Annotated in this window: 18 protein-coding genes; 3 read left to right on the forward strand and 15 right to left on the reverse strand. The window is 64.7% G+C overall.

Translation table 11 applies throughout. From position 1 onward, the window contains the following. Nucleotides 1-16: 16 nt before the first annotated feature. Genes ABIA90_RS02145 through ABIA90_RS02155 form a run of 3 tightly spaced genes read right to left on the reverse strand, consistent with a single transcriptional unit; the run spans nt 17 to nt 3508 of the window. Nucleotides 17-556 carry a VOC family protein gene (locus ABIA90_RS02145; RefSeq protein ID WP_014496479.1) on the reverse strand — a complete coding sequence of 180 codons (540 nt, stop codon included), beginning with the start codon at nt 554-556 and terminating at the stop codon, nt 17-19. Between the two features lie 19 nt (nt 557-575). Then, nucleotides 576-2486 carry a TRAP transporter large permease gene (locus tag ABIA90_RS02150; RefSeq protein WP_502916615.1) on the reverse strand — a complete coding sequence of 637 codons (1911 nt, stop codon included), beginning with the start codon at nt 2484-2486 and terminating at the stop codon, nt 576-578. A gap of 5 nt (nt 2487-2491) precedes the next feature. Further along, a complete protein-coding gene (locus tag ABIA90_RS02155) occupies nt 2492-3508 on the reverse strand; it encodes a TRAP transporter substrate-binding protein (protein WP_354117124.1) in 1017 nt (338 codons plus the stop codon). A 136-nt stretch (nt 3509-3644) separates the two neighbouring features. Between ABIA90_RS02155 and ABIA90_RS02160 the strand changes: the two genes are divergently transcribed. After that, the gene (locus tag ABIA90_RS02160) at nt 3645-4700 is read left to right on the forward strand and encodes a LacI family DNA-binding transcriptional regulator (protein ID WP_354122418.1); all 1056 of its coding nucleotides are present in this window, start codon (nt 3645-3647) and stop codon (nt 4698-4700) included. A 310-nt stretch (nt 4701-5010) separates the two neighbouring features. Here ABIA90_RS02160 and ABIA90_RS02165 read toward each other — a convergent pair whose 3' ends face one another. Continuing rightward, a complete protein-coding gene (locus tag ABIA90_RS02165) occupies nt 5011-5742 on the reverse strand; it encodes a DUF3750 domain-containing protein (protein WP_063984375.1) in 732 nt (243 codons plus the stop codon). 121 nt (nt 5743-5863) lie between these two features. Between ABIA90_RS02165 and ABIA90_RS02170 the strand changes: the two genes are divergently transcribed. Together ABIA90_RS02170 and ABIA90_RS02175 are read left to right on the forward strand one after the other, a co-directional pair. Beyond that, nucleotides 5864-6124 carry a hypothetical protein gene (locus ABIA90_RS02170; protein WP_071917581.1) on the forward strand — a complete coding sequence of 87 codons (261 nt, stop codon included), beginning with the start codon at nt 5864-5866 and terminating at the stop codon, nt 6122-6124. Nucleotides 6125-6495: 371 nt separating this feature from the next. Beyond that, nucleotides 6496-9600: a DEAD/DEAH box helicase gene (locus tag ABIA90_RS02175; protein ID WP_354117616.1), complete on the forward strand. Its 3105-nt coding sequence runs from the start codon at nt 6496-6498 to the stop codon at nt 9598-9600. A 12-nt stretch (nt 9601-9612) separates the two neighbouring features. On the opposite strand, the gene ABIA90_RS02180 is transcribed toward ABIA90_RS02175, so the two are convergent. The 11 genes from ABIA90_RS02180 to ABIA90_RS02230 all read right to left on the reverse strand — a co-directional run bounded on the left by ABIA90_RS02180 (nt 9613) and on the right by ABIA90_RS02230 (nt 20783). Next, nucleotides 9613-10587 (reverse strand): tripartite tricarboxylate transporter substrate-binding protein, encoded by a 975-nt coding sequence (locus ABIA90_RS02180; RefSeq protein ID WP_085403182.1) that lies wholly within the window; start codon nt 10585-10587, stop codon nt 9613-9615. 26 nt (nt 10588-10613) lie between these two features. Next, nucleotides 10614-11327: a GntR family transcriptional regulator gene (locus tag ABIA90_RS02185; protein ID WP_282518547.1), complete on the reverse strand. Its 714-nt coding sequence runs from the start codon at nt 11325-11327 to the stop codon at nt 10614-10616. A 23-nt stretch (nt 11328-11350) separates the two neighbouring features. Further along, the gene (locus ABIA90_RS02190) at nt 11351-12091 is read right to left on the reverse strand and encodes an SDR family oxidoreductase (RefSeq protein WP_354117126.1); all 741 of its coding nucleotides are present in this window, start codon (nt 12089-12091) and stop codon (nt 11351-11353) included. A 19-nt stretch (nt 12092-12110) separates the two neighbouring features. Next, nucleotides 12111-12881, reverse strand: coding sequence for an SDR family oxidoreductase (locus ABIA90_RS02195; protein ID WP_354117617.1), 771 nt, complete (start codon nt 12879-12881; stop codon nt 12111-12113). 15 nt (nt 12882-12896) lie between these two features. Further along, entirely contained in the window at nt 12897-13277 is a 381-nt protein-coding gene (locus tag ABIA90_RS02200; RefSeq protein ID WP_028137140.1) for a carboxymuconolactone decarboxylase family protein, read from the reverse strand. 41 nt (nt 13278-13318) lie between these two features. Beyond that, nucleotides 13319-14554: an ABC transporter substrate-binding protein gene (locus tag ABIA90_RS02205; protein WP_063984369.1), complete on the reverse strand. Its 1236-nt coding sequence runs from the start codon at nt 14552-14554 to the stop codon at nt 13319-13321. A gap of 33 nt (nt 14555-14587) precedes the next feature. Next, on the reverse strand, nt 14588-15838 hold the full coding sequence (locus tag ABIA90_RS02210) for an ABC transporter substrate-binding protein (protein ID WP_354117127.1): 1251 nt from the start codon (nt 15836-15838) through the stop codon (nt 14588-14590). Nucleotides 15839-15871: 33 nt separating this feature from the next. Then, a complete protein-coding gene (locus ABIA90_RS02215) occupies nt 15872-16579 on the reverse strand; it encodes an ABC transporter ATP-binding protein (protein WP_014496464.1) in 708 nt (235 codons plus the stop codon). Beyond that, nucleotides 16566-18338: a branched-chain amino acid ABC transporter ATP-binding protein/permease gene (locus tag ABIA90_RS02220; RefSeq protein WP_354117128.1), complete on the reverse strand. Its 1773-nt coding sequence runs from the start codon at nt 18336-18338 to the stop codon at nt 16566-16568. The genes ABIA90_RS02215 and ABIA90_RS02220 overlap by 14 nt, the downstream gene beginning before the upstream one ends. Nucleotides 18339-18340: 2 nt before the next feature. After that, nucleotides 18341-19276, reverse strand: a complete 936-nt coding sequence (locus tag ABIA90_RS02225) for a branched-chain amino acid ABC transporter permease (protein WP_028147199.1) — start codon at nt 19274-19276, stop codon at nt 18341-18343. Nucleotides 19277-19388: 112 nt separating this feature from the next. Further along, complete coding sequence (locus ABIA90_RS02230) at nt 19389-20783, reverse strand: MmgE/PrpD family protein (protein ID WP_354117129.1); 1395 nt, start codon at nt 20781-20783, stop codon at nt 19389-19391. Between the last annotated feature and the right edge of the window lie 9 nt (nt 20784-20792).

Genomic DNA, 20792 nt, shown 5'->3' on the forward strand with positions numbered 1-20792 from the left:
CGGGAGCGCAGACAGTCTAGAGCTTGGTTAGATCGGGGAAGGGACGCACGGGGTCGCGCCCGTCCCAGCCCTTGGCGGCGGCGCGGATGAGATCGAACATCTTGCCCTTGGGTCCCGAGACTTCAGACAGTTCGATCACCGTTCCCGGATGGTACTCCGTGTCGAAATAGACGAAACGACCGCGCGCGCCGACTTCGCCGCTCATGACCGGCTTGAAACCCTCGGCTTCGAGACGGGAGAGATCGGCGTCGTAGTCTTCGGTCCAATAGGCGACGTGCTGCAGACCCTTATGCCCGGCTTTCAGGAAGTCGGCATACATCGACGGCGCATCGTTGCGGATCTGGATCAGCTCCATCTGCAGCGGACCGGAATTGGCCAGCGCCACCGAATTGTGCGGCTCATAGGCCTTGCCGCGATAGTGGTAGTTCACGATTGGAACCCGCGGATTATAGAACCACGGCCCGATGCCGAGCTCGCGGCTCCAATAATCCATGGCCTTCTCGATGTCGTCAACGACGTAGCCGGCTTGCCGGATCTCACCAAAAAAACGGCTCATTGCATGATTCCCATGATCTTCAGAATTTGAGGAAGCCGATCGACAGCCACGGCACGGCCGCGACGATGGCGAGGCCGATGAAGAGCGCCGCGACATAGCCCCAGATGTGCTTGAGGCCTTCGTCCGGCGATATCTTGCTGATCGCGCAGGCGCCGTAATAGCCGACGCCGAACGGCGGCGCGAACAGGCCGATGCCCATCGCGAGGATCACGACCATCGCATAGTGCACTTCATGCACGCCGGCCTGCTTGGCAATCGGAAACAGCAGCGGGCCGAACAGCACGATGGCCGGAATGCCTTCGAGCACGCTGCCGAGCACGACGAAGGCCACAATCGAGATCGCGAGGAAGCCGTAGGCGCCGCCGGGGATCGCCGCCATCGCCTTCGCCAGCTGTTGCGAGAAGCCCGATTGCGTCAGTCCCCAGGCCATCGCCGTGGCGCAGCCGATGATGAAGATGATTGCGCCCGTCAGCGAGGCCGTCTCGACGAGCATGGATTTCAGCCGCCGCCAGGGAAACTGGCGGTAGACCACAAGGCCCATCAGCACGGCGTAGGCGATGCCGATGGTCGAGACCTCCGTGGCAGTGGCAACACCTTCGACCACGGCAGTGCGGATCACGAAGGGCAGCAGGATGGCGGGCAGAGCGATCATGGTGAGCTTTGCGATCTCGCGCTTCGAGGCCCGCCGCACATGGCTCAGATCCTCGTTCCGGTAGCGTCGCCACACCACCACGCAGAGCGCGGTGCCCACGACCAGGGCCGGCAGCAGCCCGCCCGTGAACAGCGCCGCGATCGAGACACCGGTCACCGAGCCGATGGTGATCAGCACGATGCTCGGCGGAATGGTCTCGGTCTGCGCGCCGGTGGCCGACAGCAGCGCGACGAGGTCGCCGGGCTTGGCGCCGCGCCGCTGCATTTCCGGCAGCAGCACCGGCGCGATCGCGGCCATGTCGGCGATCTTCGAGCCGGAGATGCCGGAGACCAGATACATGGCCCCGATCAGCACGTAGGACAGTCCGCCCCTGACATGTCCGAGCAGGCTTGCCAGAAACTGGATCATGGCCCGCGCCATGCCGGTCATTTCGATCAACGCGCCGAGGAAAATGAACAGCGGCACCGCGAGCAGGATCAGGTGCGACATGCCCTCATCGAGACGGCCGACCATCACCATCATCGGTACGCTGGTTGTCAGCGCCAGATAGCCGAAGGTCGCGAGCGCAAAGGAGAAGGCGATCGGTACGCCGGCGAACACGTTGGCCGCGACCACGCCGACGAAGAAAATGATGAGGTTGTAGCGTCCGAGCGGGGCGAGCAGCGGTCCGGCAAGCCAGAATGCGGCAATCAGGACGGCGATGGTGATGAGGGCCGCGACGATCAACGCGGGGCGGTGATGCGTCGCGAGCCGGATCGCGGCGACGACGGCCATCAGGGTCATCCCGACGGGAATTGCGGCTGCGCGCCAGGCATTGCTGATCTCCAGCGCCGGGGTGACGATGACTTGTTCCTCGCTCGCATAATCGAAGGCGGGATGCAGGATCAGCGCCAGCAGGGCTAGCGGCGCCACCGCCGCGATCGTGTCGAGAAAGGCGCGTGCGCCCGGGCCGACATGGCTGACGAGCCCTGTCATGCGCATGTGCTCGCCTCGGCGCAGCGCGATCACCGCGCCCAGCATCGAGAGCCAGAGAAACAGGATCGAGGCCAGTTCGTCCGACCAGATCAGCGGGCTGTGGAAGACGTATCGCATGATGACGCCGGCGAGCATGATGCCGATCTCGACCAGCACGACAGCTGCCGCGGCGGTCTCGACCACCGCACCGAGCCAGCGGTCGACGGTGCCAAAGGCGCTCGCAAGCTTGCGCGTGCCCGCAGCGGAAGCAGGGTGGCCGGCCGCCGCCAGATAGTCCGTCATCTGATGCTCTGCGATCGTCATCGCGCTCAGGCCAGCTTGCCGACGGCGCCTTCGAGCAGCGCCCAGGCTTCGTCGCCGAAGCGGCCCTTCCATTCGCCGTAGAAGCCGGAGTCGCGCAGTTTTGCGCGGAACGAGTCCGGTGAAGGCGTGGTGAATTTCATTCCATTGCTCTGGAGATCGGCCTGCACGGTCGCATTGAACGTCTTGATGTCCTCGCGCTGCTTCAAGCCGGCATCGTTGATGGCGTTGCTGACGATGGTCCTGAGATCGGCGGGAAGGGCGTTGAAGGCGCGGGCGTTGGCGATGAACCAGAAGCCGTCCCAGATGTGGTTGCTGATCGCGCAGTACTTCTGCACCTCGTAGAGCTTCGCCACCTGGATGATCGGCAGCGGATTTTCCTGCGCGTCGACAATGCGTGTCTGGAGCGACGAATAGACCTCGCTGAATTGCAGGCTGGTCGGCGAGGACGAGAGCGCCTTGAACATGGAGATGCTGAGCGGAGACACGGGCACGCGGATCTTGAGGCCGTCCATGTCCTTGGCGCTCTCGATCGGCTTGGCGCCGCTGGTGATCTGGCGGAAGCCGTTGTCCCACATCTTCTCGAACGTATGGAGGCCGACCTTGGCCATGGCGGCACGGATATGCGCGCCGAGCCCGCCGTCCATCGCTTTCCAGACCTGATCGTAATCGGCAAAGGCAAAGCCGACCGCATTGATCGCGGCGATCGGCACTAGGGTCGCGACCACGAGCGCGGAGGGCGTAAAGAAGTTCAGCGCGCCGTTGCGCACCTGGGCGAGCATGTCGGTGTCGCCGCCGAGCTGGTTGTTCGGGAAGATGGCGATCTCGACCCGGCCATTGCTCTCCTTGGCGACGCGGTCGGCGGCTTCCTGGGCGCGGATGTTGAGGGGGTGCGTCAGCGGCAGGTTGTTGCCGTATTTCAGCGAGAACTCGGCCGCCCGGGCCGGGCGCGAGAGACCGCCGATCAGGCCCGCGGCGGGGAGGACGGACAGGGCTTGCAGGGCGCGCCGACGGGTCAGGGACATGGGCTTCTCCTCCAACAGCGATTTGATGTTATTTGATGTTTCTGCGACAATGTTGATGCGAAAATTGCGACTTTGAGCTAGCATGTCAAACGATAAAGATGATGGTTTTTGATGTATTCGACGATTGGGCCCCGGAATGAATAGACCAGTGGCTCCTTCGCTGAGCCGCATCGTTGACGTGGCGCGCCGGGCCGGCGTCTCCACGGCGACGGTCGACCGCGTGCTGAATCGCCGGCCCGGTGTGCGGGCGATTACGCAGCAGCGGGTACTCGCCGCTGCGTCCGAGCTCGACTACATGCCGGCCGAGAACATCCTGGCGGCGATGCGGCCCAAGCCGATGCGGCTGCTGTTCCTGCTGCCGGCCGGCACCAACCGCTTCCTGTCCACGCTCGGGCAGCTGATCGCGCATTCCGACGGCCGGCTCGCGCCCTTCAACGTCCATTGTCAGGTCGACACCATCAAGGGCTTCAATCCCGACCTGCTGGCACGTCAGCTCTGGCGGGCCCGCGACAAGGCCGACGGCATCGCCTTCATGGCGCTCGAGCATCCCGTCGTGAGGGAAGCCGTCGACCGATTAGCGGAGCACGGCGTGCCGACGGTGACGCTGATCTCGGATATCCTGAACGCGCGCCGCGCGGCCTATATCGGACTGGACAATCGCTCGATCGGACGCACTGCCGGCTATCTGATCGCGCGCTTTCTGGGCGAGCGTCCGGCCAAGGTCGCGATGATCGCGGGCAGCCGCAGCTACCGCGCGCACGAAGAACGCGAAATGGGCTTTCTGCACGTCTTCGAAGAACTATTCCCGGCCATCAAGGTCGTGGGCCTGCGCGAAGGCCATGATGACGCCGACCGCAACTATCGCCAGACGCGCATGCTGCTGGGCCAGCATCCGGATCTTGCCGGAATCTACAACATCGGCGGCGCCGCCGATGGTGTCGCTCGCGCCCTGAACGAAATGAACCGGGCGCGTGACGTGGTCTTCATTGGCCATGGTCTGACCTCGGATACGCGCGGCTTTCTGCTCGATGGGACGATGGATGCCGTCATCACTCAAAATCAGCTCAACACGATGATGAGCTGTGTCGGCATCTTCGACAATCTGCGCGCCGGCCGCAGCGCCATGCACGGCATCGAGGCGCCGCGTAGCGAGATCATCTTTCGCGAAAATATTCCGGCGCTTGGGGGCTAGGATCCAAGGAGGCGGCTTGCTGGACCCATGGTCGGCCTGGTCGAGCGTATCCATAGCCTGATTGCCACGATGCAATTTTGCCGGTGTTTTGCCCGACGAGTCAAATGACCGGCGTCTGAAGACATCGGGCTCGTCGAGCAGCTCAACGTGCGTTGCAGGAGAGATGCCTCTCGTTCAGCGCGCGCAAGGCAATTCACCCAAGCCTCATCTCGACTTAAGCCGCGCCACCGCGACCGACCGGCCAAGGGCGGTTCTACTGTGCATGGGGTTGTTTTTCAGTTTTTTGTTTGGCGAGGCGTCGGCAGGCGCTCTACAGGCCGGCGGCGACGCCCAGGCGGCCGATGCCGGGGAGCTTGAGCGCCGGCCGCCGGATGTCGATGCCCAGCACCGCGCCGAAGAAATTGATCTCGAACCCTTCGACCCAGCCGACCGTCATGCCGAGGTAACCCGACAGCGAGGCGTAGGCGCCGGTGCGGGAAGGGGTGATGCCGGCCCAGCGTCCGCTGTACGGATAGTCCTTGCCGACCGCGGTGGGTGGAAGGACGGCACGAAGCTCGGGAACGGCGTCCAGCGCCGCCTGCACGAAGGTGTTGGAATTCGGTCCGGGCCAGGCGCTGTAATCGCCGTAGGCGCGGAACTTGTAGGTCTCGACGACGTGGCGGATCTTGGGGATCAGCGCTTCGGCCCGCGCGCCGTCGACCGCCACGACGGTTTCGGGCATGGCGCCGAACCAGCGGCCGTCGGGTGCAAATCCGTTGCTCCGGATCGGGTCGCCCCACGCCGTGTAGTCGTATCGGCTGTAGGTGCTGGCACCTTTCTCCTTGACGACGATCCAGCTGTGGACGGCGAAAATGCTGCGCCACCGCACCGTGCGCGCGGCAAAGACCCGGATCAGCGCGTCCGGATTGGCCGATGCCGGCGGCAACAGGCCGGCGCTCGAGCGATCCGCCGTCTGCCAATTGCCCCGGCCATCGCCGAACAGATAATAGCGTCCGGCCGACAGTCCTATCGGCACGGAGACCAGCAGCAGGAAGAGAATCAAGAGTTTCCTCAAGGGCAGACGGGGGCAGGCGGGACAACACGATTAATATAGTTCGCCCGGCGGGTCGCGCCAGCACGCTTCTGCTCTTGCATTTGGGAGGTGCGCCCCCATGTTCCCGATTATGATGAAACTGTCCCTCATCGAAGACCAAGCCATCCAGGCGCGAATCGCGGGCATCGCGGGCGCCGAGACGTTCGATCGCATCTTCGCCGGCATCCGATTCGACGAGATCGACGGCAATCTGCTGTTCGCCATTGCCAGGGACGAAGACTGCGCGAGCGAGATCGAGGACGAGTTCTCGCATCACCTCGCGGTGGTTGCGACTCAAGTCCTCGGGCAGAGCGTCGACGTGGTCGTGGTGCTGCCGAAGGTCCTGCAGTAGGCCTTATTTTGCCGTGCAAGCGGCCTCCCGGGCTTGCATCCGTGCTTTCCAACGCAATCGTGAAATTGTAATGACGTGCTTGGGCGCTTAGGCCCAGTCCGCGTTGTCGACCGAGCTCTACGGCAGGGCTCGTCGGCGCGCGACTCTATTTCTGAAACAAAGTTGGATACACATTGGCGTCCACCAAAAAAGCCCGGGCCGCGACCGGCGCGAAAAAGACCAAGGCCAAAAGCTCGAAAGGCGAGAGCCCGAAGACCAAGAGCTCGAAGAGCAAGGGTTCAAAGAGCAAGGGTTCGAAGAGCACAGAGAGCAAAGGCTCGAAAGGCAAGAGCGCGTCGCGTTCTGCGGTCTCGTCCACATCGCCGCTCGGCATGCTGGCGCTGCATCTGCGCGAGCAGTGGGAGAAGTCCGGCCGCGACGGCCTCGTCTTCCTCTGCGACAATGAGAACAGGGCGGAGCGGCTGGGCGGCGTGATCCACGCGCTCGACCCTTCGGTCGACGTGCTGGTGTTCCCGCGACTGAACAATCTGCCATTCGATGGTCTGGAGCCGTCGCGCGAGATCGCAGGCAGGCGGAGCTCGGTGTTGCGGCGCCTCGCCAAGGCAAGGAAGCCGGTCTTCCTCGTATCGACCGCAGAGGCCATCATGGAGCGGCTGCCGCTGCCGGCGAGCTGGTCAAAGACCAGCCTCAGCCTGAAAGTGGGCGCGGCCTATTCGGAGGCCGAGCTGGAACGCCGTCTGGATGCGCTCGGCTACGACCTCGACGAAGAGGCGGAATATCCGGGTGGCGTCCTGTTCCACGGCAAGACGTTCGAGGTGTTTCCCGCGGGCGCACTTGGTCCTTTCAGGATCGAACATTCCGACGGTGTTATCCGTAAGATCGTTGCCGTCGATCCGGTCGAGCATGAGGTCGTCTACGAGACCAGGGAATTGCTGATCGATCCGATGTCCGAACAGATTGCGCTCGGAGGCAAGCGCGGACAGCGGGCGACGCTGCCGGATTATTGCGCTCGCGCGCGGTGGATCGTGGATGCCGGCGTACCGGGCCACGCCGATATCTGGCTGGGCACCATCGAGGAGGCCGCTGGCCGCAGGGATGCGGAGCGCGAGTATCTCGGATGGGCGGACTGGAAGCGGCTGAAGAAGAGCATCAGCGTGCTTCCGCAAAAATCGGCCTTCACGCCGACGCCCGATTTCTCGAAGGCCTCTTCGCCAAGAAAGATCCTCCGCGCATTTATTGACGACATGCAACGCGCCGGGTCGCGGGTGCTGTTCGTCGCGGCCGTCGAGGATGACCTTCGCGCAATGGAGCGGATGAGCGGCATCAAGGCGGAGCGCTGCGCCGATTGGAGCGAGGCGACAGAGGGACGGGAGCGCGAAACAGCGTTCCTTGCCGACTTCGATGCCGGCTTCGTCGGGGCCGGCCGCAAGCCTCTCGTCATCGTCACCGCGTCCGACGTGCTCGGCAGCAGAGCCCATCATCCACAGCCCATGGCGAGAGCGTGGACGGCCGCATTCGACCATCCGGACGTTCCGGAACGCGGCGCGGCGGTGGTCCATTTGCAGCGCGGACTCGCTCTGCTCGACGGCTTGCAGACCCTCGCCATGGGGACGGGATCGCGGCGCGAGATGGTCAGGCTTGCGTTCGCGGGAGACAACGCCGTTCTCGTGCCGCCGGCCGATCTTGCCTTGATCTGGCCGTATGCGGCCGAGCCCGGCAAGCTGGCGCGGGACAAGGCGGACGGAAGCACATGGTGGGCGCGGCGGACCGAGGCCGAGGCGGAGATTCAGGTCGCCGCCAAGGCGCTCGCAAAGCACATCAGCCAGCGCCACCGCCGCCGCGCGCCGAAACTGGTCGCACCCGGGCCGCTCTATGAAAGGTTCGTTGCGCGTTTTCCGTATTTCCCGACCGTCGATCAGGCGAAGGCCATTCAGGACGTGCTCGATGATCTCGCGGCAGGTCATCCCATGGACAGGGTGGTGTGCGGCGACGTCGGGTTTGGAAAGACCGAGGTCGCGTTGCGCGCGGCAGCCGCCGTGGCGCTGTCCGGGAAACAGGTGGCGATCGCGGTGCCGACCACGGTCCTGGCGCGGCAGCATGTCGAAACCTTCCGCAAGCGCTTCGGTCCTCTCGGTATCGATGTCGGAAGCCTGTCGCGAGCGACCTCCGGCCCGGAGACGCGAGGGATCAAGGAGGGCCTGCGAAGCGGCAGGCTGAAAGTCGTTGTCGGCACGCAGGCGCTCTCTGCAAAGGATGTGAAGTTCGCCGATCTTGGCCTCGTCATCATCGACGAAGAGCAGCACTTCGGAGCGGCCGAGAAGGCGAAGCTTTCTGGGCTGGCAAAGAATGCCCATACGCTCTGGATGAGCGCGACGCCCATCCCGCGCACGCTCGCTGCTGGTCTTGCGGGTTTCCGGGATCTCAGCGTGATCGCAACGCCGCCGGTTCACCGGCTTCCGATCGTGACCAAGATCGCTCCGCTTTCGGATGCGGCCATTGCCGGAGCATTGCTTCGCGAGCGGCGGCGGCACGGACAGAGTTTTCTGATCTGCCCGCGCATCCAGGACCTCGAGCCGATGCTGGCGCGCGTGCAATCATTGGCGCCCGACCTCCGCATCGTCTGCCTTCATGGCAAGATGCCCGTCGACGACCTCGACGACCGCATGATGAGTTTCGTCGATGGCGAGGCGGACGTCCTCCTGGCGACCAACATCGTGGAAAGCGGTCTCGATATCCCGCGCGCGAACACCATCGTGGTGTGCTGGCCCGAAAAGTTCGGCCTCGCACAGCTCCATCAGCTCAGGGGGCGGGTGGGACGCGGCGGAACGCGCGCCTTCGCCTATCTGCTGACGGAGTCGACCTCGGAACAGTCCGAGAAGCGTTTGGCCGTCCTCGAGGAGTTCAGCAAGCCCGGCGCCGGCTTTGCCATCAGCGAGCGCGACCTGGACCTCAGGGGCGCCGGCGATCTGTTTTCCGAACAGCAGTCTGGGCACGTGCAGGTGTTCGGGCCGGTGCTCTACAGTCATCTCCTGAAGCTCGCCTCGGAAAGAGTGAACGACTCGGGCGCCTTTCTGTGGGTGCCGGATCTCAATCTGCCTGTCGGCGACATGTTGCCTGAAGGCTATGTGCAATCGGAAGCAATGCGGCTCGAGATCTATGGCCGCGCCGCGAGATGCCGGAGCGACGACGATCTGGAAGACCTGGAGGAGGAGACCTCGCGCCGTTTCGGCAGGCTCCCGCCGGAGGCGCGCGATTTCTTTGCGGCCGCCAGGCTCCGGATCGATTGCAAGCGGCGTGGTATCGTCAGGCTCGATGTCGGGCCCGAGGCCGTCGCCGCGACTTTCCTCCCCGGACGGCTGCGGAAATCCAGAGCGCGATCGCTCCAGCGCGACGGCGATCGCGTCGTCTGCGCCGCCCGCGGGCACGCGGACCCGTTCGGCCGGATCGAGGAATTCCTGGAGCTTCTGGACGAGTGAAGCAGGCGGGACCTACTGCGGCTCGATTCCGGCTGCCTTGATGATCCGCCCCCATTTGGCGATCTCCGCCTTCAGGAAGGCTTCAAGCGCAGCCGGCGTCGCGCGCTCGGCCTCGACCGGAGCCATGCTGAGCTCGGCAAAGCGGCTGATCAACGCAGGGTCTTTGAGCGCCGTCTGCAGCGCGCCGACGAGCTGGTCGACCACGGGCTTCGGCGTGCCGCGCGGCGCGTAGAGGCCATACCAGGTCGTCACATCGAATTCGGGAACGCCGGCCTCGGCCGAGGTCGGCACGCCAGGCAGTGTCGCGACGCGCGTCTTGCTGGTGATCGCGTAGCCCTTGATCGTGTTCGACTGGATATAGGGTGTCGGTCCCGTCGCGGGATCGCAATAGACGTCGATATGGCCGGCGATGACGTCGTTCAGCGCGGGCCCGCCGCCCTTGTAGTAGATTTGCGAGAGTTTCGTATCGGTGGTGCTCATGAACATCAGGCCGCAGAGCTGCGAGGCTGAGCCGAGACCGACATTGCCGAAAGTCATCTTGTCGCCCTCGCTGCGGATGCGCGCGATCATCTCGCCGAGATCCTTGGCCGGGAAATTCGGCCGGGCCACCAGGATCATTGGTACGTCCGTGACGAGCCCGATCATGGCGAAGTCGCCGACGGGATCGAACGGCAGTTTTGCGTAGAGCGCGGGCGCGGTGGCCTGGCCGACATGCATCAGGAGCAGCGTGTAGCCATCAGGCGCCGCCTTGGCGACGCGGTTGGTGCCGAGTGTGCCGCCGGCACCGACGACATTCTCGATGACGATGGACTGCTTCAGCGTCGCGCTCATGGCGTTGCCGAGAATTCGCGCGATGACGTCGCCGGGGCCGCCGGCGGAGAACGGCACGATCATCGTGACCGGGCGGGTGGGGTAGTCGTCTGCGATTGCCGCGCCGCAGGGCAAGAGCAGGAGACACAGGATCAGCGATCGTACCAGAGACAACATCGAACACTCCCTGAATTCTTGTTTTTCTAGTCGTCGGAAGGCGCCGCCTCCTTGGCGGCGTTTCGTTCAATCATGTCGAGCGCGGCCACCGCAGCCGCATTGATGTGATCGACGCAGCAGCGCTCGGCGAGATCTGGATCGCCGTTCTGGATCGCGCGCCAGATCGCGGTGACCTCGCGCAGGCTCTTGTTGATCCGTTTCGGCTGCGACATCGACGTGATCCGCAGCAGTTGGATCCGGTCGTGCAGCGGCTTGAGCATGCGCTCGATGAAGGCGTTGCGGCAGCCGCCGATCAGCGCGGCGTAGAAGTCGGTCTTGGCTTCGAGGCTTCCGACGAGATCCTGCTTGGCCGCTGCCGCCTTCAGCCGCGTCAGGGCTTCCCCGATCCGCCGAGCCACTTCCGGATCGTGGAGTCTGGCGCATTCGCGGCCGGCGAATCCTTCGAGCACCGCGCGCGCCGCGTAGAGCTGCCGGGCTTCTTCGAGGCTGATCGTGGAGACCACGGGGCCGCGGTGCGGGACGATGTTGACGAGGCCGTCGGCTTCGAGGGCGCGCAGGGCTTCGCGGATCGAGGGGCGGCTGACGCCCATCATCTCGCAGAGCTCGCGCTCGACCAGGCGCTGGCCCGGTTTGAGTGTTCCGGACATGATCGCCTCGCGCAGCTTTTGCGCGACCATCGCCCGGACGGTCGGGACGTCCTCGATGCGGAGTGTCGACTGCAATTCGCTACGTCTTTCCATGTCCGGACCCTGGTTGGGAAAAGTCAGTACCGGTTTACAGGCAGAATCATCATTTCGGCAATTTGAACGTGCGCGGGCTGGTCCAGGGCGAAGACGATCGAGCGGGCAATATCGGCAGGCTCGAGCGCCATCCTGAACTGGTCGAAATAGTCCTTTTCCTTCTGCCTGTCGCCGCGGTAGCGGGTCAGGATGATGTTGGTCCGGGTCAGGCCTGGCTGGAGTTCGGTGACCCGGATCGCGGTTTCCGCCAGCTCGCCCCGCAGCGTCTCGGTGAACATGTGCACGCCCGCCTTGCTGGTGCTGTAGGCGGCCATATCGGGGACGATGCGGACGGCGTTGATGGAGCTGATGTTGACGACATGGCCGGCGTTGCGCCTGACCATGTCGGGCAGGATCGCGCGGGTGACGCGCATCAGGCCGATCAGATTGGTCTGGATGATGTTGGACCAGTCGTCGGCGGAGCCGGCATCGAACCGCGTCCGCCCGCCGATATCGTGCCCGGCGTTGTTGATGAGGACGTCGACCGGCTTGAACTGCGCGGGAATGGCGTCCGGCAGGCGATCTACGGCCTGCCCATTGCTAATGTCGAGCTGGATCGGAAACACCGCGTTGCCCGCCGTGGACGCGAGTTCCTCAAGCGCCTTGGCGTCGCGATCGACCAGCACGACGCGGCGGCCGCTTTCCAGCAAGGCCTTGGTGATGGCGCGTCCCATGCCGCCCGCGGCACCCGTCAGCACGACACTCTGGCCCGATTGTTCAGTCATCGCAACACTCCCAATGCTTTCATGCGACCGACCAGCCGCCGTCGATCGGCAGGCTGGCGCCAGTGATATCGTTTGCCGCGGGCCCACAGAGAAAGACGACCATGGCGGCGACCGCATTCATTTCGATGAACCGCTGCGTCGGCTGGCGCTCGCCGAGATATTCCTTGGTCACGTCGTCGACCGGACGGTCGCTGTTCGACGCGATCGTTGCGATCTTGTTGAGGATGGCGGGCGTCGGCAGGGTGCCGGGGCAGAGCGTGTTGCAGGTGATGCCGCTCCGCGCCGTCTCGATTGCCACCGCACGGGTCATGCCGAGGATCGCAGTCTTGGTGGTGACGTAGTCGATGCGATCCTCGACCGCGCGGCTGGAATAGATCGAGCCCATGTTGATGATCCGGCCCCAGCCGCGCTGCTTCATGGCTGGCAGCGCCAGGCGGATCAAATGGAACGGCGCCGACAGGTTGACGGCCAGCGCCTGCTCCCAGCGATCGGGCGGAAACTGCTCGATGGCGGAGAAATGCCTGACCACGGCGTTGTTGACGAGGATGTCGATGGCGCCGCAGCGGTCGAGCAGATCGGCCATCATGGCCTCGATCGCCTCGCGCTGGGCGAGATCGGCGCCGGCCGAGACGACCTCGACGCCGAAGCGGGCGCGGAGGTCATCCGCGGCCTGCTTCGGCGCGACGAGATCATGAAGGACGATATTGGCGCCCGCGCCGGCAAGGCCTTCCGCGACGGCGAGGCCAAGGCCCGCGGTCGCACCGGTCACGAGTGCCCATTTGCCCTTCATCGTCGTCACGCTCCGTTATTTCTTGTCGAGCTCGGCGAAGACTTCCTTCGCGTTCCGGAACGCATCCACGCCGGCCGGCACGCCGCAATAGATCGCGACCTGCATGAAGACCTCGCGGATCTCCTCCTTGGTGGCGCCGTTGGCGAGCGCGCCGCGGACATGCGTCTTCAGCTCGTGCGGGCGGTTGAGCGCACAAAGCATCGCCAGATTGAGGAAGCTGCGGGTCTTGCGCGTGAGGCCTTCGCGCCCCCAGACGTAGCCCCAGCAATATTCCGTGGTGAGGTCCTGCATCGGACGATTGAACTCGTCCGCGGATGCGATCGCCTTGTCGACGAACTCGTTGCCGAGCACGCTCTTGCGGATTTCGAGCCCGCGGTCGTAGGTCGCCTTGTCCATCTTGTTCTCCGTTTTTCTTTCGGGCGTTGTCAGTTCTCAGGTCAGTTTTTGGGCCAGAACGGCTGCGCCAGCGCGAGCTGGGGCGGGAACACCGTCACCGGCACGCCGGACTGCCACTGCACGATGGTCATGCCGGCGCCGACGCGGCGGCCCTTCTCGTCGAACTTGATCTCGCCCAGCGGATAGTATTTCGAGGGGCCGGCATCCATGGTGCGCAGCGCCTCGCCGACGGCAACGCGGTCGGCCTTGCCGGCCTTCTCTAGCGCGTCCTTGATCACCCACATATCGCCATAGGTGGAGATCGCGTTCTGCGTCATCCACGGCTCCTTGTAGCGGGTCTTCAATTCCGCGATCAGCGCCTCGTGGCCCTTGGCGCCCCAGCTTGCGACGCAGGTCAGCACGCCCTGGAGCAGTTCGGGGCTGACGGTTTGCAGCATGTCGGGCTCGGCGATCGCGATGCCGAACGAGATGGTCGGAATCTTGCCCTGGCCGAGGCCGAACTCGTTCATCTTCTCGAGCAGCAGTTTCGCGTCCGAGATCACCGTCGGCAGGAAGAACAGCAGATCGGGCTTGGCCGAACGGATTTTCTGCACCAGCGACGTCGCATCAGCCAGCGGCGGCGTGAACGTCTCGTCGACGATCAGCTGCAACTGGTTCTCCGCCAGCAGGCCCTCGCGCATCGCCTTTGCGGAAGCGATCGAGGCCCCCGTGTTGTCGGTCAGGATCGCGACCGTCTTCGGCCGCTTGCCTGAGGCCGTCTCCGCTAGCTTGATGATCTGGGGCAACGCCTGCCGTGCCTGCGAGCCTGCGGTGGCCGCGGTCTGGAACACGTATTTGAATCCGCGGTCGGTGATCAGGTCGGAATAGGAGAGGGTGAGGACGGGCAGGCTGGCGCGCTCGGTGACTTCGGTCACCGCGAGCGTGAACGAGGACAGGTATGCGCCGCTGGCAGCAACCAGATCGGTCTCCTGCGCGACCATGCGCTGGGCGGCGTTCTTGGCCTTTTCCGTGGTGTCGCCGGAATCGAGCACGACCAGCTTCAGCTTGGCGCCGCCGAGGGCCTTGATGCCGCCTTGCGCGTTGATGTGGTCGACCGCCATCTCGGCGCCCTCACGCATCACCGTTCCCGGACGCGCGTAGAGGCCGGAGATCGGCACCAGCAGGCCGACCTTCACCTCTGAAGGTTGCTGCGCCCAGGCGCGGGATGCGATCAGCGTGCCGGACGCGCCGGCCAATAGCGTTCGCCGCGAGATCGTGAACTTGCTTTTTGCAGTCATGACAATTCTCCTCCCTGAAAAATCGCGCGGCGCTTAGGATTTCTTCGGCCAGAACGGCTCTGCTTGCGCGAGATCGGGCGGATAGACGGTGACAGGCACGCCCGATTGCCATTGCACGATGACGACGCCGGCGCCGACGCGGCGGCCCTTCTCGTCGAATTTGAGCTGGCCGCCCGGATAGTATTTCGACGGGCCGGCATCCATGGTGCGGAACGCCTGCGCGACCGAGTTGCGGTCCGCCTTGCCGGCCTTCTCCAGCGCTTCCTTCATCAGCCACATGTCGCCATAGGTCGAGATGACGTTCTGCGTCATCCAGGGCTCCTTGTATTTGGCCTTGAGCTCGGCGATCAGGGCTTCGTGGCCTTTCGAGCCCCAGTTGGCGACGATGGTCATGATGCCCTGCACGGTCTCCGGGCTCACGCTCTGGAGCATGTCCGGCTCGGCGATGGTGATGCTGAAGGACACCGTCGGGATCTTGCCCTGGCCGAGGCCGAACTCGCTGATCTTCTCCAACCCCAGCTTGGCGTCCGACACTGCATTCGGCATGAACAGGAGCAGATCGGGCTTGGTCGAGCGGACCTTCTGGATCAGCGGGGTGGCATCCGACAGCGGCGGGGTCCAGACTTCCTCGACGACAAGCTGGAGGCCTTCCTGTGCGAGCAGCTTTTCCTTGAGTGCCTTGGCGGTGGCGACGGATGTCGCGGTGTTGTCCATCAGCATCGCCACGGTCTTGGGCTTCTTGCCCGACGCGTTCTCGGCGAGCTTCATCAGCGTCGGCAGGCCGAGCTCGGACTGACGGCTCGCGGTCGCGGCGGTCTGGAAGATGTATTTGAAGCCGCGGTCGGTCAGCAGGTCCGAATAGGACAGTGTCAGCACCGGCAGTTCGGCGCGCTCGGTGACCTCGGTGACGGCGAGGGTGAAGGACGACAGATAAGAGCCGGTGGCGGCGACGAGATCGGGTTCCTGCGCTACCATGCGTTGCGCCGCGTTCTTGGCCTTCTCGGTGGTGTCGCCGCAGTCGATCACCACCAGCTTCAGCTTGGCGCCGCCGAGCGCCTTGATGCCTCCTTGCGCGTTGATGTGCTCGATGCCCATCTCGGCGCCCATTTTCATCACCTGGCCGGGGCGGGTGTAGATGCCCGACAGCGGGACGATCAATCCGACCTTGACCTCGGCCGGCGCCTGCGCACGTGCCACGCCGGCGAGGCCGACGGCGGCGGCACCCGACAGCACGGTCCGGCGCGTCAGTCCTTTTGATATCCTGCCCTTCGATGTCTTGTTCATCTTGTTGTCTCCCTGCTCTTTGTTTTTTGTTCGTCACATGCCGAGATAGGCTTTGCGCACGCGATCATCGGCGCGCAGCGTATCGTTGTTGCCTTCGAGCACGACGTGTCCGGCTTCGAGGACATAGCCGTGGTCGGCTGACTCCAGCGCTTCCGCGACGCGCTGCTCGACCAGCAGCATGGTCAGCCCGGACTGACGCCGGATATCGATCAGCCGTTCGAATATGAAGTCCGCTGTCGACGGCGCGAGACCCATCGAGGGCTCGTCCAGCATCAACAGCTTCGGCGAGGAGGCGAGGCCGCGGCCGATCGCGAGCATCTGCTGCTGTCCGCCGGACATCGTGCCCGCGAACTGGTTGCGGCGTTCCTTCAGCACCGGCAGCCATTCGAAGATGCGCTCGATATTGGCCTGCCAGTCGCGCCGGCCGCTTTCGGTCATCGCGCCCATTTCGAGGTTCTCCATCACCGTCAGCGACGGGAAGACCTGGCGGCCCTCGGGGACATGGGCGATGCCGAGATGGGCGCGCTGCGGCGGCGGCACTGCGAGGAGATCGACGCCGTCGAACGTAATTGCCCCGCCGCTCGGCTTCACGATGCCGGAGATCGTCTTGAATAGCGTCGTCTTGCCGGCGCCGTTGGGCCCGACGATCGCGACGAACTGGCCCGCGCCGACATTGATCGACACGTCGTTCAGGACGGGCTTGGCCGAATAGCCCGCGCTTAATCCCTCAATTCGCAGCATGGCCCGCCCACTTCTTGCCGAGATAGGCCTCGATCACCCGGTTGTCGCGCGTCACCACTTCGGGCAGGCCCTCGGTGATGACGGCGCCATGGTCGAGCACGAGGAATCTGTCGACCAGGCGGACCATCGCCTGCATGGTGTGCTCGATGATGGCGATGGTCATGCCGTCGCGTGCGAGCTGCTGGATCACGGCGACGACCTCGTCCGCTTCGCCGTGGCCGAGGCCCGCAAGCGTCTCGTCGAGCAGCAGGATGCGGGGCTGGCCGGCGATCGCGCGGGCGAGCTCCATCAGCCGCAGCTCCTTGGTCGAGAGTTCGCCGGCGACACGGTTAGCCACGGCGGAGAGCCCGACGCGGGCGACCGCGTCGGCGGCAAGCTTGCGTGCCTCTGCGTCGGAGCGGGCGCGCACATAGGCCCCCACCACGACGTTGTCGAGGATCGACATGCGCAGGAATGGGCGCATGACCTGGAAAGTTCGCCCGATGCCGGCCTCGCAGATCACGTGCGGCCGTTGGCCGGACATGTTGCGGCCGTCGATCAGCACCTCGCCCTCGCTCGGCTTCAGAAAACCGTTGAGGAGGTTGAACAGCGTGGTCTTGCCGGCGCCGTTCGGGCCGATGATGCCGAGGATCTCGTTCTTGTGCAGCTTGAAACTGACGTCCTGAACGGCTTTGAGGCCGCCGAAGGAGCGCGAGAGATTGCGAACCTCGAGCATCACCTCGCCAGTGGCCGCACGCTGCCGCGCGGCGGGCTTCAGCGCCGTGACGTTGGCGACCGCCGTTTCCGGAGTGTCGCTAGCCGTTGCCTTGGATGCATTTCGCTTGCGCAGGAGATCGCGCAGTTTCCAGAACAGGCCTTCCGGCGCGAGCAAGATGACACAGACGATCGCCAGGCCGAAGATGACGCCCTGAATGCCGGGGATGCGCGCACCGGCCTCTGCGTGCAGGATCTCGGCGAGTGGGATCAGGATCACGGAGCCGATGACCGGCCCCCAGACCGTGCCGACGCCGCCGAACATCGCGACCGTGAGCGCCTGTGCCGACACCAGCATGCCGAACACCGACTGCGGGGTCACGACCAGCAGCACCTGCACATAGAACCCGCCGATGGCGGCGGCGATCGCGCCGCTCAGCGTGATCGCGCGCAGCTTCCAGGCCAGCGTGTTGATTCCGGCCGCTTCCGCCGCAGCCTCGTTCTGCTTGATCGCGAGCAGCGCCATGCCGAAGCGGGATCGCTCGATCACCTGCGTCAGCACGATGGTGGCAAGCATGATGGCCAGCCCCAGCAGCGTGTAGATGTGGGGATCGGAGAACTGCATATAGGCGATCGGCGCGTCGCGCTTGATCGGAAGCGTCACCTCCTGGAAGCCGAGCCACTCGAACACGTAGAGAATAGCGAGCGGGTAGGCGAGCATCGCGAGCGCAAAGTAGTGGCCCTGGAGGCGGAAGGTCGGAAATCCGATCAGCAGCCCGGCGATGCCGCCGAGCATGGCGGCGACCGGGATCAGCAGCCAGGGGGAGATATCGAAATAAATCTGCCCGAGCGCGGTCGCATAGGCGCCGATGCCGAAGAAGGCTGCGTGGCCGAACGAGATCAGCCCGGTGTAGCCGCTGAGCAGATTCCAGGACAGGCCGAACACCGCCCACACCGGCACCAGCGTCAGGATGAGCTGGTAGTAGGAGTTGGTGACGCCGAGTGAGATCCCAGCGTAAGCGAGCGTGAAGAGCAGGGGAGGCAGCAGTGAACGCATCCGGAGCATGGTCACGTCCTCTCGACCATGCGCCCGAAGAAACCTTGCGGACGGAAGAAAATGATGAGGAGGAACACGGCGAAGATCGCGGCATTTTGCAATTGCGTCGGCAGGATCAGCGTCGACATCTGCTGCACGAGGCCGATCGTCATGCCGCCCCAGAAGGCGCCGATGATGCTGCCCATGCCGCCGAGCACGACGCCGGCATACATGACGATCACGTATTCGAGGCCGACGAAGGGGTGGAACGGATAGTTGGTCGCGAGCAGGCCGCCGGCAATCGCGGTGATGCCGCAGCCGAGCGCGAAGGCGGTGCGATGCGCGCGGTCGACGTCGATGCCCATATAGGTCGCGGCGGTCGGATTGTCGGCGGCGGCGCGGAGCGACTTGCCGATCCGGGTCCGCGTGATCAGCAGCGAAAGCAGAATCATGATCGCGAGCGAAACGATCGCGTCGATGCTGCGCGCCTTGTTGAGGAAGATGCTGATGTCGAAGAAGGGAACGAACTCCCAGGCCGAGCTCGACAGCGGCGTGCGGATCGAGGCCAGCACCGATCCGAACACGATGAGGCCGCCGTTCTGCAGGATCAGCGCGATGCCGAGCGTCAGGATGAGCTGGGCGTAATGGCCTTCGCCTTCCAGTGAGGCGGTGCGTGTACCCGAGACGCGCGAGATCAGGGCCAGATGGACGAAATAGCCGAACACGGCGAGCACGGGGCCGGCCAGCAGGATAGCCACGAACGGCCCGACCGTGTTGCCGAACAGCGCCTGGATGCCGGCGGCGGTGAAGAGATAGAAGGCGGCATACATGCCGAGCATCATGAAATCGCCATGGGCGAAGTTGATGACGCGCATGACGCCGAAGATCAGGCCGAGCCCGACGCACATCAGGCCGTAGACGGCGCCGATCAAAAGGCCCGCAGCGAGCGCTTGAAAGAAGCCTTCCATCAGCCCCGCCTCCGCGCGGCGCGAGCGCCGGCTTGCTGGCGATTGTGCGTCGTCGGCACTGCTAGGCTGGTCTCCCGGTCGACCATGTTTCCCCCGTATTGTTTGGCATTTCTTATGATGCCGATCGTAAAACTCGTTCCGGCGCATCCAGACGACACTGCGCTGCGATGTCGCCGGCATTGCCGAGCTGCTCGCAGCCGTCGATGAGTTGCTCGAGCCGGTGCGCGCGATCGTCGCCAAGGACTCTGGTTGCGGCGGCGCGGAAGCGCGCACGAATATCTGAAGGCGTTGCGGCGATGACGTCGGGCAAAGCGTGCCGGATGGTCCGGCCGCCGCGCAGATGCACGGTCACCTCTGCGCCCTGCTTGCCGGGGAAGGCGGCGGTGAAGCCTGGATCTGCCCCGAGATCGGTGACCGCGACCAGGCGAATGATGTCGGCATCATCGAGTTCGGAATAGTTCTCTTCCTCGATCTCGCCCCGCGTCAGCGTCGCAGCAACGCTGAAGGGAATGCTCATCTTGGCCTGAAGCGCGTTGCGATAGGGCCCCATTGAGTCGCAGCCGGGATAGCGAACGGCGGCATCGGGTGCGCGAATGATGACGCGGTCGATCTCCTCAGTGCTGGCGAGCTCGTGCGAGACGCGAAGCGCTGCTTGGGCCGCGGTCTGCGCGAAATTGCAGGCCGGGACCGGCTTGTTGTAGACGGCCATGATCTCGCTCTCGCCTTCGGGGAAGAGCGTGATGCTGTCGGGCGCGGCCTGGCGGCGATAGGCGGCGAACAGGCCGGCTTCACCCTCCAGTATGGTTTCCGAGCCGAACGCACCAGCAGCGGCAAGACCGACCGCCTTGATCGCGTTGCTGGCTGCAAAACCCGGATGAAAATACATGTCCGAGCCGCCGGCATGCGGCCACTCGTTCAGCCCGCTGGATGTATTGGCCGCGATCGCGACGGCGCTGGTTGCTTGGTCCTCGGACAGGCCAAGCGCAAAGCTTCCCGCCAGCGCCGCGCCCGGCGGCGCCACGAGCCCCGTCGGGCGATAGAGCCGTGCGAGATCGGACGTCAGCAGCGCGCGGCCGATCCGCGCGCCGGTCTCATAGCCGATGATAGCGGCAGCGAGCAGCCTGGCTCCGTGCAGCGGCGTCTGCTCCGACAGCGCGAGCAGCGTCGGCCAGATCACGACGCCGTGGTGCGCGATGCTGGCCGCGTGCATGTCTTCGCGGACGAGACCATGCCCCATCACGGCGTTGGCAAAGGCGGCATCGGCCGACGAGGAGAGTTTTGACGTCCCGATGATCGTTGCAGCGCCGCCGGCTTGTGCGATCGCAACCGCCTGACGGCTCCAGGGATGTTGGCCCGCCTCGAAGGCGCAGGACAGGAAGTCGAGCAGGCAGAGCTTTGCCTTCGCGACGACCTCCGGCCCGAAATCTCCAAGATCAAGCGCAAGCACGCTCCGCGCCATCTGGCGCGCGAGCGAGACCTTGCCTGATCCGGTCGGGCCGATCGTCATCGCAATCGC

Source organism: Bradyrhizobium sp. LA6.8, from assembly GCF_040547935.1.
Taxonomy (GTDB): domain Bacteria; phylum Pseudomonadota; class Alphaproteobacteria; order Rhizobiales; family Xanthobacteraceae; genus Bradyrhizobium; species Bradyrhizobium barranii.